Below are 16,955 nucleotides of genomic sequence, written 5' to 3'. Positions count from 1 at the left end.
ACAGAATAGATATAAAAGGAGAATCGATGAGAAGAAAATTAAAAAATAAAAACTAAGTTTAACCCAAGGATAGATCAAATCTGGGCAGTTCGTTTGCTATGGTCAGTTTTATCCGGCGAAGGTGGGTCAGTTTACCCGGCTTATCCAAATACACTGAGGTATAATACTTTCTATTGGCAATTTCCAATTGCTGCTGATTGGGATGTTTGTACTTCGCAATGAAGTTCTTTAGCACAGAACTATCCATGTTCACAAAAATCTTTTTCAGGGTATCCCCTTCTGCCTCGGGCACCATTACCGTATTGTAGTCCATATCCAATCCCGTAGCAGTTCCTACATCCTCCCATGAAACCCTATCCTTGAGGTCTTCATTAGGTTCTTTATAGGCAAACACCAATTGTGGAAGCCCTAAAGGTTCATTATCCTCCTCCTTTTTTGATTTCTTGTCCTTAGACTCCTCTTTTTCGACAATCTTGACCCAAAACAGTTCGGACAACCCCCCGTTTGGGGATGACAGATCTGCTTTTATCTGAACACTGTCCCCAACCTTTAAATCATCTTTTGGGTTCAACGATATTTTAATAGCACCCTTATTTGGACTGCTTTTAACCACATTGAAAATTTCAGTTATTCCCTTTGGCAGTCCGGGACCTGTGCCACCTTCACTTTCATTGGGTTTGATATTCAACACCGTAATTTTCAAATCACCAGGTTCCTCTGTCCGGTCGAAGTAATCGTTCTCAACATCAGTTGAGAACCTTATCGTCTTTTCTCCATTCAAAGGAATTTTAGCCACTTCTGAATCACCATCATTAATCCCGTTTATCTTGAAAAAAGAAGGGAATCTCTGTGGTAAGAAAGGGGTATCCTCCTTTTTCTGAGGAGAAGGTTTTCTCCCTCCATCCTTTTTCTTATTCGATTTCGTGTCAAGTTTAAACGTTTGGCTCAACAATTTGGCCAGTTCAGAATCCAAGGGTAGGTTCTTGGTAAAGTTCTTGAGCAATTCATTGGTATTGGAGGTAGTATCTATATCGACGGCCTGCTTCCTAATCTTTTCTATATCCGCCAACCTTCCATCCTTTCGACTCAATTGAGTCGCCAAATAACTTCTTAGATATTGGGTCTCTTCACCATCTTTTAACCTGTCCCTGGAAGCCATGAACAGTTCCTTCCTGAAATTGTATTTCATTTCGGTACAATCCACGTGTATCAACAAATGGTGCTTTAACAAATTGAGCTTTAACGACCGTGTTATAAATTCGGAAGTATAGCTTCCATGCGTTTGGCCATTTAGAGAGAACATGACCGCCATCGAATTTTTAAAATATCGATCTTGGATGATGGCTTTGGTTCTTTTTAAATCATAATCCTTTACCCGGGGCTTAAAAACGAAACAGGACACCTTCATTTTACCAAAGGTGCTTTCCTCATCGAATGTCTCTGAAAACTTATCGTCCAGATATTCTGATTCTTCATTGTTCAGACGCCGTTTTAATCCAAACAAGTCATTCTCAAGAACCTTGTTATTTGGATATCTTGCGGCAGTATCGACTGTTAAAATGGGTAAAGCTGGATCAAAAAGGAATTCATTTATACTTTGGTTCAAATCCTGCGCAAAACCAGAATACCCTTTGGGAAATTGATACGAGTATAATTTGACAATTGTTCCTGTTTCAAAATTCCTATTGGACAAACCAAGATCAAGATTCTCAATAGGGAAAGATGGAATTTGCCCGTCAATCAAAAGGTATTCATACCAGGTTTCCTTTGCATTATCGGATTCCTTTTTGGGGTGTTCCCTTACTAGGGTAAAACCAAATTCACCGTCATTCGTGAATCTTTTCGAGGCAATAAGCTGATATCTTTTCTTTCCGCAAAAGACTATGGCTCCACTACCACCCATATTATATTTCCCCTGAACAAAATGGATGTCATTTTTGTTTCCTCTTAAAAGGGATAAAAATGTATTTTCAAATTCTTCAGGATGTTGCCCTTCTCCATTATCATAGATAATAACCGACGTTGGATACTGGTTTCTCTGATTTCTTGGGCCTTTACCATCCGCTATGATTTGTATTTCCTCAGATTGCTTTTTTCTGAAAGATGGGAGATCCCAATTGTTCTTGGGGAAAAACCGTTCAATGGCTTCTTCCATGGATCTTGGAGCCTCCGTGGACTTTGGCTCTACACCACCTACATGGCACTCTTTTGTCAAGATAGCATCAATGGCATTGGTAATCTTTTCAATCAAGGCTGCAATAGGATTGGATTGCTGGTTTTTCACCACTCCATAATTGCTATCATTGTTTCCCAAAGGTTTCCAATTTGAGTTGTCAAATACCTTAGGGCTACTTGAAATTACATCGAGAAGTTCTTCTTCGTCCTTGGCGTTGTAAATAGAAAAAAATAAATCCTTATGCACTTACCTAAATATTAATGGAATAATTATCGCTGTAGACATTAAATACCTATCCATGAGAAGGTCTCAGTCTTATTTAATCAATTTAATAGTAATTGGGGAAGTAAGCCTAAAATAAGTAATCTAATATTCTATCCGAACCATAAAGGTCAAAAAAAGTAAATAAGTGACTGAAATTGTGGAAAAACCATTGTTTGGATAGGGGTTTTTCGTAACAATCATTTTAAAAAATGAAATTAACTAAAAATAGTCCCTATATCATGATGCACTTTTAGATAATGCTGCTCCAGTTCCGATTCTGAAACCAGCAAAGGCTTGGACAATCCTCTTTCAATTTCTGGCTTTTGAAACTGCACCTTTCTGTCCTTCCCATCTGCAAAAACCACAAACTCCCCCTGCTTTAACCGAAAAAACACCTCGGCCCTACGCTTGGACACTTCCTTTTCCCCTTCCGTGATGCGTCGTTCCAGGTTCAACCCTGAACTCTTGCTCACACTACGGGTCGGTATCTTGACCAGTTCAAAAAAACGTTCATAGTATCGAGCGGTGTCTGGGTCATTGACTTTCCCGAAAAACTGATAAGATAAATTTGAGAGAATCGCTTTACTGGCCTTCTCCCCGTACATCATATCGTTCTGGATCTTGTCCTGCAACACATAGACACTAACAATGTCATAACTCCGCAAAGTGGCTGGAATCCGATGCATGTTCAACAATCGCAAAGTAGAAGCCTCTTCCAACAACATAAAGGAAGGTTTACGGTTGCGTTGGCTCATCTGCTTGGAAATGGTATGGATAATGGTAGCAATCACCGGGGAAAGGGAAGCATCCTTTTGGGGGTTGTTCACCAAGGCAATGATGGATGGATGGTCTTCATTATTGATATCCAAGGAGATCTCATCCTTGGAAAGCACCATAAAGATCTTTCGTGTACTGATCTTTTTAAATCCATTGGCCAGGGTACTGAGCACCCCTGCTGTCTGTCGTTCCGATCCTATGCCACTGATAAAGGCATCCGCCATGGCACGGGAGGTGATGTTTCCCTTTAGGAACTTGATCAAGCTCTTGGTGGCCAATTGTTGGAAAACAGCCATGAGATGGGGCAAGGTGCAATAGTGTGGATAATCGGTCTTTAATCGCCAAATCAATCCACTGATCAAGCCCTCGGCTGCATCCTTAAAAAAGCGGGAGATACTGTTCTCGTCCGAGTCCCTATGTTCCATCAAATTCTCCAATAGCACCCTTGACACCTCATGCACACTTTCCTCATCGGGCAGGTATCGGGGAGCTATTGGATTGACCCGATTATAAATAGGTCCAAAAGAAACAATCTTAAAGGGGATCTCTTCACCATTCCACAAGGGATAGGCCATTTCGGTTATCTCAAAATCCTTGTAATCATGGATGACCCCGGAGAAATGCTCCTTTTGAAAATGCTTTAAAAAATTATAGATGACACTCTCCGTCTTACCGCTTCCTGCAGAAGCCATCACTGAGACCCCCCTTCGGATGTTTCCCAGTACCAATGGCCTCCCCTTTACCCTCATTTTCACCTCAAAGACTTTGGAGGGTTTCTTATTGTCCTTGTAGTAATCCACCAGACCATAGATCACCACATGGACAAAAAACAATGGCAACCAAAGGGTCAATGATCCCTTTATGAAACCATCCCATCCTCCTACTAAACCATTGGCCACCGCTAAAAGAACAATTCCCAAAACCCAAATCACAAACCCATATTTGAGAAATCGATTTACTGCAACCGAGATTCCTCCCCCGAATACGATCCCAGATACTATTTCAATCCATCCTAAATTTTCCATATCTACACTATTTAAATTCCAATGGATCCCGATTCCATGGCCTTTCCGATGCCTTTTTTGAGCTGCATCATCGCTTTATAGGCCAACTGCGCTTTATTGGTGGGGATGCTCGGCACTTTGATTCCGGCCTTGAACAACAATTGATTGGCTGCCTGTTTTTCATTGCTTGGTAGTCCCAAAAGGGCAGCAAAGAACTGTTTGGGATTCTTATCCAGAAGGTTTCGGGCATGGTAGGTCTCCACAAAGTTCCTGCGATAACCAAATTGTTTGTCAAAACTGTTCTCCGCTGCTCGATAGAATTTGTCCCGGTCAAAGCCCTGTTTGACCTTTTCCCCATTGAGGGTGGTCTCCGAGGTGCGGAACTTGGATCCTGGGGAGAGGCTATGGGAGTTGGTGACATCCTTACGACTGACAATGATATGGATATGGCTCTGGTGGCCTTCCTTTGTCATTCCGGGAACGATGCGCTTGCCATTTTGTTTATGGGGCGCCTCCGTTTCCAAGACCTGAATTTTTTCCTGTAGTTTGGCGATATCCCCTTGCTCCCTACCCTCTTTGATGGCCCTGATCTGGTGTTGCAGTTCCAAGATCTTGCTGGCATAGGCCTGGTTCTCCTTGACCTTTTTGTCCTTTTCGGAATAGGTCCGCTCCCGTTCCAACTTCGCAAAATACAGCACCTCATTGACCGTCACCTCTTTGTCCCTATAAAAGGAGGCCGCATAGGTCTTCATCAGTTCCCGGGTGTACTGCTTCAGTTTTTCAGGGTTGTTTCCGATATGCTTGAGCTCGGCTTGGGATGGACTGACCATGATGGAATAGAACTTGGGATCCCGTTTCGAAAGCTTGGTCGTATTGGCATCAATCTCGGCAATGACCCTCTGGGCATCGATGTCGTTTTCTGTCTGGTTGAAAAAAAGTTCTTGAGCTTCGGGGGCCTTCCCTTCATTCTCCTTTTCGAGATACTTAACAAAATCACTGGCACTGCCGTGATAGTTATCTCCCAAGTGTTGTCTTGTGATGGCGATGTACATGCTTATAGATTTTTGAGTTTGGTGCGGTACTGTTCAATGGCCCCGGGTTTGAGGTCCACTTTTAGGTGGTCCTTTCCAAAGCGGTTCTTGGTCACGGACACATGATCCAGAACATGCCCAAAATCCTGTTTCAATTCCTCCAACTGTTCCTTCAGCCGTTCATGCACGATCTTGGGCACGGTGGTCTCGGTATCCAAGAGTTCGGGATTGGTGGGCGTGTTGATCTCGGTGAGTTGCTTTTCAAAAAATTCAAAGTCCCCTTCCCATTCCTCGCCGTCTTCAGACTCCAGTTCCTGCTGGAAAAGGGCCTGTATCATACTGACCGTGGGCAGGGTCTGCTCTTTTTCGATACTGCGCATAATGGCCACCATGGCATTGAATCGCCGTTTGATCAGATATTTAAGGCTTGCAATGGTCTCGTGCATCCGTTCATCGGGCGATATACCATTATGGTCAAAGAACTCCACCATGGCCAACAAGGTCATGGAATGGGACTTTCCTTGCCGTTTGGAAAAGCTCCGAAATTTCAGGGCCACCGAGATTTTGATCCTCAGTCCCGCAAACGTCTCTTTTTCGTATCCTTTATCCATTTTTTCAACAAAAATTCCTTGGTTTTACTGGGCCCGGCCCATTTTTTCAACAAAAACCAAAAGCTCAAAATTTTATAAAATACCCCAAACCCCTATAAACAGGGCCTTGCGGAGCAATCCTAATCGGTAGCGCTGCGCCAGCACGCTATCCTCTTGCTTCTCCCTTTTTGCGCCAAAGGCCCAAAAAGCATCGCACAAACCATCTTAAAAAGACAGCCGTCCCTTTTCATATTTTACCCTATGGAGCACGGACTTTTGGAAAGTCAGATCAAGTTGGGTTGCCGTGCAAACTTTGCTACGATGTAGCATCTTAAATATACCCACATTCCTTCAGGCACAAAAATGCGTTCTGCGGGCAAATGGCATCATTTGCCCGCAGCAAATATGAAACGTCCATTTTTGGGTTTCCACAACGTCGGGAGTTCCACGGGAACGCCAAAAAAAAGACCCTTTTTCAAGGGTCTTGTTCCCGTCAGTCCTCCGATGGAACAGTATTGGTCTGTTCCCTGTAATACTCATACCGAAATATCCAGAGATTGACCACCAGGGAGTAGGTTTTGTCCACCGTGGCATCCGCTGTCTTTTTGACAACGCTTTTCTTTGGATGTTTCTTTGCAGGGATTTCCAATGACTTTTTTACAATTGCTTTCATAATACATGATTTTAGATTATTAATTATTTGAGGGCATCCCCGCACTTCCCAAAAATTTCAGCTCAAAAGGAAACGGAATAAGGAGTGAGGTACGAACGGTTTATGCCGTAGTCTTTTGATGGGAACATTTTTGAAGGGCGAACTTGCGGTCAAATAAGGGATAGGTATACTTTGGGGTTGCCCAATACTTTGCAAACAAGAATTTCCCAAATTGGTTTTTGGGTGTTCGACCCACCTAAAAACCAACCATGAACCCATAAAAAAAGCCCATCGTGATGGATGGGCTTCGATGGTGTGTTTTGGCATTCACATATTGAATACGAAATCATAACTGTAGAGATTTCGCATTGCCTCTTCTTCCAAGAGGGTATCATAGTCCTTATCATGCGTTTCTGCAAATTGGAGCAATTCGGTCCCGGAACGGCTTTCCACATCTTCTTTGGATACGGAAAGCAAACGTTCCTGGGTCTCGCTATCAAGGTTGGTAAAGTTCAAATAGACCATTATTCAAAACTTTGATAGTTCATTGCTCACAGATCATATAGGCTTGGATCGAACCCATCGGGGTAATACCTTGGGTCATATTGTTCTTCCAACCATTTTTCAAATTCCATCATTTCTGTATTCGCTGTATTCGCTTCCATGACCATTGGATTAAAGAATTCCATTATCAGCAAAACTGTAATACCTACCATCAGGCGCAAGGATGATATGGTCCAAAACCTTGACATCAAAAAGCTGTGCCGCCTCTTTGATCTTTTGGGTCAATTGTTTATCCTGATAACTGGCCTTGAGTTGTCCAGAAGGATGGTTATGGGCGAGGATGATCCCCACGGAAAGGGTCTTTAGGGTAATGGCAAAAAGGATGCGCAGATCTACCAAGGTACCTGTGATGCCCCCATGGGATAGTGGATAAATGCCCTTTACCTTGTTGGACTGGTTGAGCAGCACGATCTTAAAGGTCTCGTGCAGGCCTATGGTCTTGTTGTCCCAATTTTGGAACAATAGATTCGCCACCTCATTGGAGTTCGTCACGGACAGGGATTTCAGCGTGCTGAGTTTTTCCCGATAACTGATCTGTATTTCATTGACACGGTGTTCCATTTCAAATGTGTTAAGGATGAAAAAAGAAAGGGATGCCCAAAGACTGGACACCCCCTATCCATTTTACTCGGTGGTATTGTTATCACCACCACCCAACAATAAAATCTCACTGGCCACTACTTCGGTCACATACTTCTTATTTCCCTCTTTGTCCTCATAGGAACGGGAGGTCAATTTCCCTTCGATGGCAACTTCCTTGCCCTTGGTCACGAAGCCCTCGATGATGTCGGCCAGTTTCCCCCATGCGATGATGGTGTGCCATTCGGTATTGGTCACCCGTTCCCCTTCGGAGTTCTTGTAGTGTTCATTGGTGGCCATGGTGAAGCGTGCCACACGTTTGCCTTTGTCAAGGTCTGTAATGGTAGGGTCTTGCCCCACGTTTCCGATCAACTGCACTTTGTTTCTTAATGTACTCATGATAAAAGGTTTTAAAGGCCTGCCGTCTTCCTTTATGGACAGATCAGCAAACAGGGTTAAAAATTTCCCCTCTATTTTTTTGGTTTTTGTCTCCCAAATTTTAAGGGGCGTTTGTTTGCTTCTTACGTGCGTAGCACAATAAAAGAAGGGGGTTCTGTCAAGGCTTTTGGACAGAAATCGGGAGGCTCCGCGACGTAGCAAAACCTTAAGGTTTTCAAGGAAGTGGAAACCCTATTTATGGACAAAACCTGCCTTGGCCTTGACAGGTTCGATGAGGGCCCTAGGAATTCCATCCGACCCATTGGCAAGGGAGCGTACGGGAAGTTAAGCGACTGCAGGCGATGGTGTCCTGATTGGAAGTCCTTGGGCCCTGCCCTGTTTTTCGATGCCCCGAAAAACAATCAGGGCTTCTTTTATTACGGGACCCTTAAAATTTGATGGGCGGACAAGCGGATTTGCGGCCTTATAGGCAAAACCCCAAGAAGGGTTTGCAAAGGAAGGACGCACCAAAAATCCGTTTGGGCGACTTCCGTTTTGCCCAAATGAAGTTTCATCAAACATTACGACAATAAGGGAACAAAAGTATTGGAGTTACCCTACGACCGGATTATTTTTCATCTACAGTGATAAGCATTTCGTAATTGTTCGGATAAGATTCTTTATGCCCGGAAGCTTTCATATTGTCTCATAAGTCCTGTCGCCGTTTCTCGAAGAATCAGACCCCTAACCTTCCTGAAGTCCCCTCCAAAACAAGGAAAGTTGTTTGGGTGTCTCAACCTGCGAAGCGTCTCATGTACAATTTTATTGAAGGTCTTGGCCAACCATGGAGCTGCCAACAACGGCTGAAATATAAGTTAGCCCAAAAAATAGTTCCTCTTTGAAACTAAGTGTTCCACTTCATCCGCTGAAGTCGAACAGCATTCAATATTGCCAATAAGGCAACCCCCACATCAGCAAAAACTGCTTCCCACATCGTGGCTAGGCCTCCCGCTCCAAGGATGAGCACAAATGCCTTCACGCCAAAAGCGAGCCCAATATTTTGCCAAACTATCTTTCGGGTGGAGCGTCCTATTTTAATGGCCCGTGCCATCTTGCTCGGTTGGTCGGTCTGAATGATGACATCTGCTGTTTCAATGGCCACATCACTACCCAAGCCTCCCATGGCAATGCCCACATCGCTGATGGCCAGAACGGGCGCATCATTAATGCCATCGCCCATAAAGGCCACTTTGGTGTCTGATTGTTTTTTGAGTTCTTCGACTTCGCCGAGCTTATCTTCTGGTAATAGGCCGCCCTTTGCCCAATCAAAGTTTAACTTTTTCGAGACTTGTTGCGTTATGGAATCTTTGTCACCCGAAAGCATTATGATTTTCGAAATCCCGGCATCCCTGATTTGTTGGATGGCTTGATGGGCATCTTCCTTGAGTTCATCTGCAATGGTAACATAGCCTGCAAATTTTTCATCAATGGCCAACATTACAATAGAATCTACAATATCATCGGTTTCTGAAGGTACATCAATGTTGTTTGAGGCCATTAGGGCTTTATTGCCCACCAGCACTGTTTTCCCATTGACCGTTCCCCTTAATCCCTTTCCTGCAACTTCCGATACATCGGTTACCTTTATATCCGTGCCTTCGGCTTTGTATTCCAAAATTGCTTTTGCTATGGGATGGGTAGATTGTTCCTCCATGGCCATCAGGTATTTCATAAACTTGGCTTCCTCAAATTGGGCGGTCTTGATCTCCTTGATTTTAAAAACCCCTTTGGTAACGGTTCCCGTTTTGTCCATCACTACCGTGTTCACTTTGGTGATTGCTTCCAAAAAAGATGCACCTTTGAAAAGAATCCCATTTCGGGATGCCGCTCCCAGACCACCAAAATAGCCGAGCGGAATGGAAATGACCAAGGCACAGGGACAGGAAACCACAAGGAATATTAAAGCGCGATAAAGCCAATCCTTAAATACATAGTCATTTAGAAAAAAGTAGGGCAAGAACGTTAATCCAATGGCAAGGAAAACCACAATGGGCGTATATATTCTTGCAAATCTTCTAATGAACAGTTCTGTCTTTGATTTTCTGGCTGTGGCGTTTTGTACCATATCCAAGATTCGAGTGATGGAACTGTCCTTGAATTCTTTGGAGGTTTCTACATCGATAACACCCTCGAGATTAATACTTCCGGCATAGACTTTTTCGTCCCTATTTATCGTATCGGGCTTACTTTCGCCAGTAATTGCCGCCGTATTGAGGGAAGCTCTTTCGGATAAGAGAATACCGTCCAAGGGGATTTTCTCCCCCACACGTACTTGTATCCTTTCGCCAATCTCGACGGTTTCGGGATTTACGGTAACGAAATTCCCGTTACGAAGCACCAAAGCTTCGTCCGGTCGCGCATCCAAAAGGGCCTTAATATTTCCCTTTGCCCGATTGACTGCTGCATTTTGGAACAGTTCGCCCACGGCGTAAAACAACATTACCGCCACGCCCTCTGGGTATTCGCCTATGGCAAAGGCCCCTAAAGTGGCAATGGACATCAGGAAAAATTCAGTAAAGAAATCACCATGCTTTATACTGTTCCAACCTTCTTTGATGACAGGAAAACCAACAGGCAAATAGGCAAGGGTGTACCATGCGATCCTTATCCAGCCCTTGAAAAACGGGAAAGCATCAAAATAGTCCACTGCTATGCCGATGATGAGCATTACAAAACTGAAAATGGCCGGTAAATAGGTTTTGAATTTAGATACACCTTCAGGACCACCATGGTTATGGCCACTTTCGTGTCCGTTTTCGCCCTGGCGTTCCTTTGAACCTAGATCACGTAGTTTTACTTTTTTCTTTTTCATAGACGGTAAGGTCGTAATTAGTTTCGTGCAACGGAAGTGCAATTATTGCCCGCTGCATTTGTCGCAAATTCCCTTAATGACCAAATTGGCATTTTCTGCCACATACCCATCAGGTAGATTGATATGGGGAATCTTATGCTCAGTGAGACAGACCGTTTCATCACAGTTATCGCAATGAAAGTGCAGGTGCAGATCTTGTTCCATTTCACAATTGCAACCTGGTTCGCACAGGGCATACTTTGAAATATTGGTGCCATCATCTATTTGGTGCACAATTCGTTTTTCCTCAAAGGTCTTCAGGGTCCGGTACAATGTGGTTCTGTCCGCTTTTGAGAAAGCGTTCTCCATATCGGTCAGGGCAATGGCCACTTCCTTTTCAGCCAAATATTTATAGATCAAAATACGCATCGCCGTTGGGCGTACACCTTTGTTTTCCAATGTTTTTTCAATTTCTGTCATCATATTGTAATTTTATCAATGGCTATGTCCCGCATCCCCTTTTTTCATTTGGGCCATTAAATAGTAGGCATTGTTGTATGCAAATGTAGTATATGGCCCAACGGAATCTACAAAATCGATGGCGACCCAATCCCCGTCATTTGGGCCTGTGTTAATTTCGACAGGTTTGAAGCTCCAGTCATTGCCTTCACGCTCCGCTTTAAAAATATACTTCTTTCCTTCGTTTGAACTTATTGCACTTTCAGGCACCGCAACGGTCTCGGATTTTTGGATTTCAATCCGTCCTTCAACATACATCCCTGGAATCAGCTGCCCTTCCTTGTTCTCGATTTCAGCATGGACGTGTATCGCTTTGGGATTTTGCTCGAAAGTTTTCCCTACGGAATAAATTTTCGCAGTAAGTTCCTTTCCGGGAATGGATTGCACATTGAAGGATACTTGCTGGCCTACCTTTACTTTGTACACATCCTTTTCAAACACCATTAAATCGGCATGGACGTGATGGGTGTCAACGATTTCAAATAGGTCGGTCTGCGGTTCTACGTACTGTCCGGTTTTGACCGCTACTTTTTGGACAAATCCCTCAATGGGACTTCGCAATGCCACCCGTTGGTAAATCGTACCGTTTCTGACCCCGGATGCACTAATGTTCAATTGTTCCAACTGTGCTTCCAATCCTTTTGCCAGGCTTTGGGAGGCCCGGTATTCCGCTTCGGCCTTTTGAAAGTTGGCCCCGCTGCCCACCCCGGCATCATACAGGGTTTTTTGTCTTTCAAATTCCTTCTTAAGAAACTGGCTGTTACTGTAGGCGTTCAGGAAATCGGTCTGTTTCTGGATGATATTGGGGTGGGACAGATAGGCAACCGTTTGACCTTTGCTTACTTTGTCGCCTTCAATGACCTCTATGGACACCACATTGGCACCCACGACCGTAGTAATGGTCGCTTCGTTCTGTGGTGGGACCTCCAGTTGGCCATTGGCCTCCACATATTGCTTCATAACACGTGGGGCAACGGTATCGATTTTCATGTTAAGGTTGCGGAATTGCGTTTCCGTTAGCATGGCTTCCTTGACTTCACCTTCTTTGTGCATTTCACCCACTTCAGGATTTTTTTGCTTTGCTTCCTCAGTATCGGCTTTGGAATTCCCACAGGAAGTAAGAACCAAGAGCATCGTCACGAGCCCGATAACGCTATATTTAAAAAGATTGTTCATTTGTCTATTGTTTAAAATATTGTAATTCAAATACTGATTCTAGATAGTTGTCAAGAGCGTCAAGTGCATCCGTTTCCGTGTTTATGGCATCCCGAATAATCTGTGTGAACGCTGCATAGTCCACCGCACCCTCCGCGTAGGCCAACAACGCTCCCTTGCGCTGCTCTTGGGCAAGCGGCAAGGCCTTGTCCCTATAAAATTGCCACGATGCGCTCCATTTCCGATAGGCTTGCACCGCCTGCCGATATTCGGATTGCAGCTGGCGTTTGGTATAATCCGCATTGGTCTTTGCGATTTCACTTTCAATTTTGGCGGCCTTGGCTTGACTACGCTGTCCACCTGAAAACAAAGGAACCGAAATGCCGGCTTGATAGGTGTAGAACCCGCTATTGCCATTGACCTGTTGCAGTCCGCCCTGAAGGTTGAACTTAGGCAGCAAGTCAGCCCGTGCCGCATCGTATGTCGCCTCGGCCTCCTCGATGCGCCTTTGTGAAAGTTCCAGCGCTGGGTGTTTTCCCAAATCCCCGTCCCATCCTAAAACCGTTACCGCACTTTCATCAAGTTTTTCTGGAACGGAATAGTAGATGTCCGAAAACAACCAAAGATTGAGCTTTTGTAGGGCAATGGCATAATCACTTTCGGCCTGTTGCAGTTGATTGTTGATTTGTAAGGCCTGATTTGTGGCCGATGAATATTCCAGCCGGGAAATGGCCTCTACCTTGAAGTTGAGTTCTATTGCTTTTTTAAACTGTGAATAAATGGAATCCAGTTCACGGTACAGTTCAAATTTCTGTCGTTGTCGATAGGCTTCTGACCAAGCCTTTTTGACCTCCTGTTCCACTTGCAGTTCGGAAAGGTCAAGAGCTGTCTCGGCCAAAGCGATGCGTTGTCTCTGCAAACGCCTTTTTGCACGGATGCTTAAAAGGTCGATATTCTGTTGTCCAACCCCAACCAAGGTATAAATTCCTTGTCCGTCCACAATTTCTTCGCCACCTGTGAAGACCTGGGTATTGCCAAGGTCGTAAGCCATACCTTTTAGGGCGGTTTGTTTTTGGACCTCCCATTGTTTCGCTTTCAACAGCGGGTAGTTTTTCTTGGAAACTTCCACCGCCTCTTCCAATGAAATAGCGGGCAGTGAATCTTTAGGCTGGATCTGCCGTGCATTTTCAAAACCTTCTTGCGCATGCATTTTGGCAGGCAGTGCGGTGGCGAACAAAAGAAGGACCATGACCACAGGGGTAACCCATTTCGGGTCGGGTTTACTCATCCGTTCCGAACGTCCCTCGACCCATTGGTAAAAGATGGGTAGGATAAAGAGGGTCAAGAGGGTCGAAGTTATCAAGCCACCAATGACCACGGTGGCCAAAGGTCGCTGTACCTCTGCCCCGGCCGAAGCCGAAACGGCCATGGGAAGAAACCCTAAAATATCCGTAAAGGCCGTGAGCATAATGGGACGAATCCGTCTTTTGGTGCCTTCTATAATTCTACCTTTAAGATTGGTCACGCCTTCTTCCTTCAGTTCATTGAGACCACTTATCATGACGAGTCCGTTCAGAACGGCCACGCCAAAAAGCACGATAAAGCCGACCCCCGCGGAAATACTAAAGGGCATATCCCTTAACCAGAGGGCGAACACACCGCCAATGGTGGCCATCGGGATGGCGAGGTAGATCATCAAGGTCTGTGGAAAGGACTTTAGCGCAAAATAAATCAATATGAAAATCAGGAACAAGGCAATAGGGACCACAGTTTGCAATCTATTGCTGGCGCGTTCCAGATTTTCGAAAGCTCCACCATACCGAATGTAATATCCTGTGGGCAGGTCAAACTGAGCATCCAATTTTTCTTGGATATCCTCTACAACGGATTTTACGTCACGGTCGCGAATATTGATGCCCACATAGGTCCGCCTATTGGTATTGTCACGGCTTATCTGCATCGGGCCGGGTTCATAACTTACCTCGGCAATTTCCCGTAATGGGATTTGCGAACCATTGGGCAGGTTGATGAACAAGTTCTGGATATCCTCGATGCTTTGTCGGTTTTCCTTTAGAAGTCTTACGACCAGGTCAAACCGTTTTTCACCCTCGAAGATTACGCCCGCCTTTCCTCCTGCAAAGGCGGACTGTACCACTTTATTGAGCTGTTCGATCTTTAGACCGTACTGTGCCAATTTATTGCGGTTGTAGTCAATGGTGATTTGTGGCAGGCCGTCCGTGGCCTCAACTTTCATATCCGCCACACCGGGAACGGTGGCAATGATTTCCCCCATTTCCTCGGCCTTGCTTGCCAATATGCCGAGGTCTTCCCCGAACAATTTAATGGCCACATCCTCACGAACACCCGTAAGTAGTTCGTTGAAGCGCATTTCGATAGGTTGGGTAAACTCAAAATTCACGCCGGGAACGATACTGATGGCCTCCTTCATTTTTTCCACGAGTTCATCCTTGCTTTCTGCAGATGTCCATTCATCAGTTGGTTTGAGGATAACGAAGACATCGGCAATATCCATGGGCATCGGGTCCGTTGGTACATCGGCGACACCGATACGGCTGAGAACGGTTTCAACTTCGGGAAATTCGGCCTTCACGATACGTTCAATAATTGTCGTGGTTTCGATGGTTTCCGACAGGGAACTGCCGGGTTTCAAGATCGCATGAAAGGCAATATCACCTTCGTCCAATTGCGGGATAAACTCACCGCCCATTCTCGTAAAGGCGAAAATGGCAATGGCAAAAAGACCAAGGGCAATGCTTACGACCACTTTGGCCTTGGAAAGTGATTTGGTCAACAACGGTTCATATTTCCGCTCAATCCAATGCACGAACCTATCGCCATAGGATTGTTTTTTGGATTTTGGCGGCCGTAGGAACAATGCCGAAACCATGGGTACATAGGTAAGACACAATAACATGGCCCCGATCATCGCGAAAATGAAGGTGAGGGCCATGGGCTGGAACATTTTCCCTTCGACACCCTCCAAGGCCAAAATGGGCAGGAACACGATCAGAATGATCAGCTGGCCAAAGAAAGCGGCGTTCATCATTTTTTTGGAGGCCTTAGCGGCGATGTCATCCCGTGTTTCTGCACTAACGCCATTCTTTTTGACCACATAGGAGTACATTAAAAAAACGGTGCCCTCTACGATGATCACCGCACCATCCACAATGATTCCAAAATCGATTGCCCCCAAGCTCATCAAGTTTGCCCATACGTCAAAAACATTCATCAGAATAAAGGCAAACAATAGGGATAAGGGTATGGTCGAAGCCACAATGAGTCCGCCACGCCAATTTCCCAACAACAAGACCAACACGAAGATCACGATAAGCCCACCTTCCAAAAGGTTCCCCGTTACCGTGCCTGTTGTCTCGGCGATCAATTCGCTGCGGTCCAGGAAAGGTTTGATGGACACTCCTTCAGGAAGGGACCGTTGTATCTGTTCCACACGTCGGGTCACGTTTTCGATCACCTCGTTGGAATTTGCCCCTTTGAGCATCAAGATCATTCCGCCCACGGCTTCGCCCTTTCCATCTTTGGTAAGCGCACCATAGCGTACCGCACTTCCCATGCTTACCTTACCTATATCCTTCACTTTGATGGGAATGCCATTAACGGCCTTGACCACCATATTTTCAATATCCGATATGGTCCTGGCCAGCCCTTCACCACGAATGAAGTTGGCTTGGTGGTTACGCTCGATGTAGGCCCCACCTGTATTCTGGTTGTTCTTTTCAAGGGCCGAGAACACTTCTGTAATGGTTATACCAATGGCGCGAAGTTCGTCCGGGTCAACCGCCACTTCGTATTGCTTTTTGTTTCCGCCAAAGGCGTTTACCTCCACCACGCCGGGCACCATGGCCATCTGTCTCCGTACAATCCAGTCCTGGATCGTACGCAGTTCGGTTGCCGAATATTCACCTTGATGTTCATCATCTACTTCAAGGGTATATTGATAGATTTCGCCCAATCCCGTTGAAATTGGACCCATAACGGGTTTGCCAAAACCCGAAGGGATCTGTTCTTGAACCTCGGGCAGTTTTTCAGCTACAAGTTGTCTCGGCAGATAAGTGCCCACCTCGTCATCAAATACAATGGTCACTACAGAAAGACCAAATCGGGAAACAGAGCGGATTTCCTTGACATTGGGTAGGTTGCTCATCGCAACTTCCACGGGATAGGTCACGAATTGCTCAATATCCTCTGTTCCCAGATTAGGTGATTGAGTGATGACCTGCACTTGATTATTGGTGATATCCGGTACGGCATCGATGGGAACTTGGGTCATGCTATAAACGCCCGCACCAATCAATGCGAGGGTCAGCAGACCAATAATAAATTTATTATTGATTGAAAAATCAATGATTCTGTTGATCATGGACAAGGGTATTGAT

12 protein-coding genes are annotated in these 16,955 nt (G+C 45.1%); all 12 read right to left on the bottom strand.

Annotated elements, in window-relative coordinates:
• Positions 1-58: 58 nt before the first annotated feature.
• On the bottom strand, positions 59-2,422 hold the full coding sequence (locus EZV76_RS07550) for a hypothetical protein (protein ID WP_136565959.1): 2,364 nt from the start codon (positions 2,420-2,422) through the stop codon (positions 59-61).
• Positions 2,423-2,655: 233 nt separating this feature from the next.
• Complete coding sequence (locus EZV76_RS07545; RefSeq protein ID WP_201741834.1) at positions 2,656-4,242, bottom strand: type IV secretory system conjugative DNA transfer family protein; 1,587 nt, start codon at positions 4,240-4,242, stop codon at positions 2,656-2,658.
• A gap of 11 nt (positions 4,243-4,253) precedes the next feature.
• Positions 4,254-5,273 (bottom strand): MobB family relaxase, encoded by a 1,020-nt coding sequence (mobB, locus tag EZV76_RS07540; protein ID WP_136565958.1) that lies wholly within the window; start codon positions 5,271-5,273, stop codon positions 4,254-4,256.
• A gap of 2 nt (positions 5,274-5,275) precedes the next feature.
• Positions 5,276-5,863 (bottom strand): BfmA/BtgA family mobilization protein, encoded by a 588-nt coding sequence (locus EZV76_RS07535; RefSeq protein WP_136565957.1) that lies wholly within the window; start codon positions 5,861-5,863, stop codon positions 5,276-5,278.
• Between the two features lie 472 nt (positions 5,864-6,335).
• Positions 6,336-6,515: a hypothetical protein gene (locus EZV76_RS07530; RefSeq protein WP_067036202.1), complete on the bottom strand. Its 180-nt coding sequence runs from the start codon at positions 6,513-6,515 to the stop codon at positions 6,336-6,338.
• Between the two features lie 306 nt (positions 6,516-6,821).
• The gene (locus EZV76_RS07525) at positions 6,822-7,019 is read right to left on the bottom strand and encodes a hypothetical protein (protein ID WP_090294768.1); all 198 of its coding nucleotides are present in this window, start codon (positions 7,017-7,019) and stop codon (positions 6,822-6,824) included.
• Between the two features lie 150 nt (positions 7,020-7,169).
• Positions 7,170-7,619 carry a JAB domain-containing protein gene (locus EZV76_RS07520; protein ID WP_119618872.1) on the bottom strand — a complete coding sequence of 150 codons (450 nt, stop codon included), beginning with the start codon at positions 7,617-7,619 and terminating at the stop codon, positions 7,170-7,172.
• Between the two features lie 63 nt (positions 7,620-7,682).
• Entirely contained in the window at positions 7,683-8,036 is a 354-nt protein-coding gene (locus EZV76_RS07515) for a single-stranded DNA-binding protein (protein WP_036385938.1), read from the bottom strand.
• Positions 8,037-8,919: 883 nt separating this feature from the next.
• Positions 8,920-10,887, bottom strand: a complete 1,968-nt coding sequence (locus tag EZV76_RS07510; RefSeq protein WP_136565956.1) for a heavy metal translocating P-type ATPase — start codon at positions 10,885-10,887, stop codon at positions 8,920-8,922.
• Positions 10,888-10,929: 42 nt separating this feature from the next.
• The gene (locus tag EZV76_RS07505; RefSeq protein ID WP_067036187.1) at positions 10,930-11,346 is read right to left on the bottom strand and encodes a Fur family transcriptional regulator; all 417 of its coding nucleotides are present in this window, start codon (positions 11,344-11,346) and stop codon (positions 10,930-10,932) included.
• A gap of 15 nt (positions 11,347-11,361) precedes the next feature.
• Complete coding sequence (locus EZV76_RS07500) at positions 11,362-12,561, bottom strand: efflux RND transporter periplasmic adaptor subunit (RefSeq protein ID WP_136565955.1); 1,200 nt, start codon at positions 12,559-12,561, stop codon at positions 11,362-11,364.
• Between the two features lie 4 nt (positions 12,562-12,565).
• Positions 12,566-16,939 carry a CusA/CzcA family heavy metal efflux RND transporter gene (locus EZV76_RS07495; RefSeq protein WP_136565954.1) on the bottom strand — a complete coding sequence of 1,458 codons (4,374 nt, stop codon included), beginning with the start codon at positions 16,937-16,939 and terminating at the stop codon, positions 12,566-12,568.
• Between the last annotated feature and the right edge of the window lie 16 nt (positions 16,940-16,955).

The sequence above is a fragment of the Flagellimonas alvinocaridis genome, from assembly GCF_004916895.1.
Taxonomy (GTDB): Bacteria; Bacteroidota; Bacteroidia; order Flavobacteriales; family Flavobacteriaceae; genus Flagellimonas; species Flagellimonas alvinocaridis.
This window is presented reverse-complemented; position numbering and strand designations above follow the sequence as displayed.

Excerpts from the sequence above, each read along its gene's own strand:
- EZV76_RS07545 (WP_201741834.1), bottom strand. The coding sequence starts at position 4,242 with ATGGAAAATTTAGGATGGATTGAAATAGTATCTGGGATCGTATTCGGG.
- mobB (WP_136565958.1), bottom strand. The coding sequence starts at position 5,273 with ATGTACATCGCCATCACAAGACAACACTTGGGAGATAACTATCACGGC.
- EZV76_RS07535 (WP_136565957.1), bottom strand. The coding sequence starts at position 5,863 with ATGGATAAAGGATACGAAAAAGAGACGTTTGCGGGACTGAGGATCAAA.
- EZV76_RS07530 (WP_067036202.1), bottom strand. The coding sequence starts at position 6,515 with ATGAAAGCAATTGTAAAAAAGTCATTGGAAATCCCTGCAAAGAAACAT.
- EZV76_RS07525 (WP_090294768.1), bottom strand. The coding sequence starts at position 7,019 with ATGGTCTATTTGAACTTTACCAACCTTGATAGCGAGACCCAGGAACGT.
- EZV76_RS07520 (WP_119618872.1), bottom strand. The coding sequence starts at position 7,619 with ATGGAACACCGTGTCAATGAAATACAGATCAGTTATCGGGAAAAACTC.
- EZV76_RS07515 (WP_036385938.1), bottom strand. The coding sequence starts at position 8,036 with ATGAGTACATTAAGAAACAAAGTGCAGTTGATCGGAAACGTGGGGCAA.
- EZV76_RS07510 (WP_136565956.1), bottom strand. The coding sequence starts at position 10,887 with ATGAAAAAGAAAAAAGTAAAACTACGTGATCTAGGTTCAAAGGAACGC.
- EZV76_RS07505 (WP_067036187.1), bottom strand. The coding sequence starts at position 11,346 with ATGACAGAAATTGAAAAAACATTGGAAAACAAAGGTGTACGCCCAACG.
- EZV76_RS07500 (WP_136565955.1), bottom strand. The coding sequence starts at position 12,561 with ATGAACAATCTTTTTAAATATAGCGTTATCGGGCTCGTGACGATGCTC.
- EZV76_RS07495 (WP_136565954.1), bottom strand. The coding sequence starts at position 16,939 with ATGATCAACAGAATCATTGATTTTTCAATCAATAATAAATTTATTATT.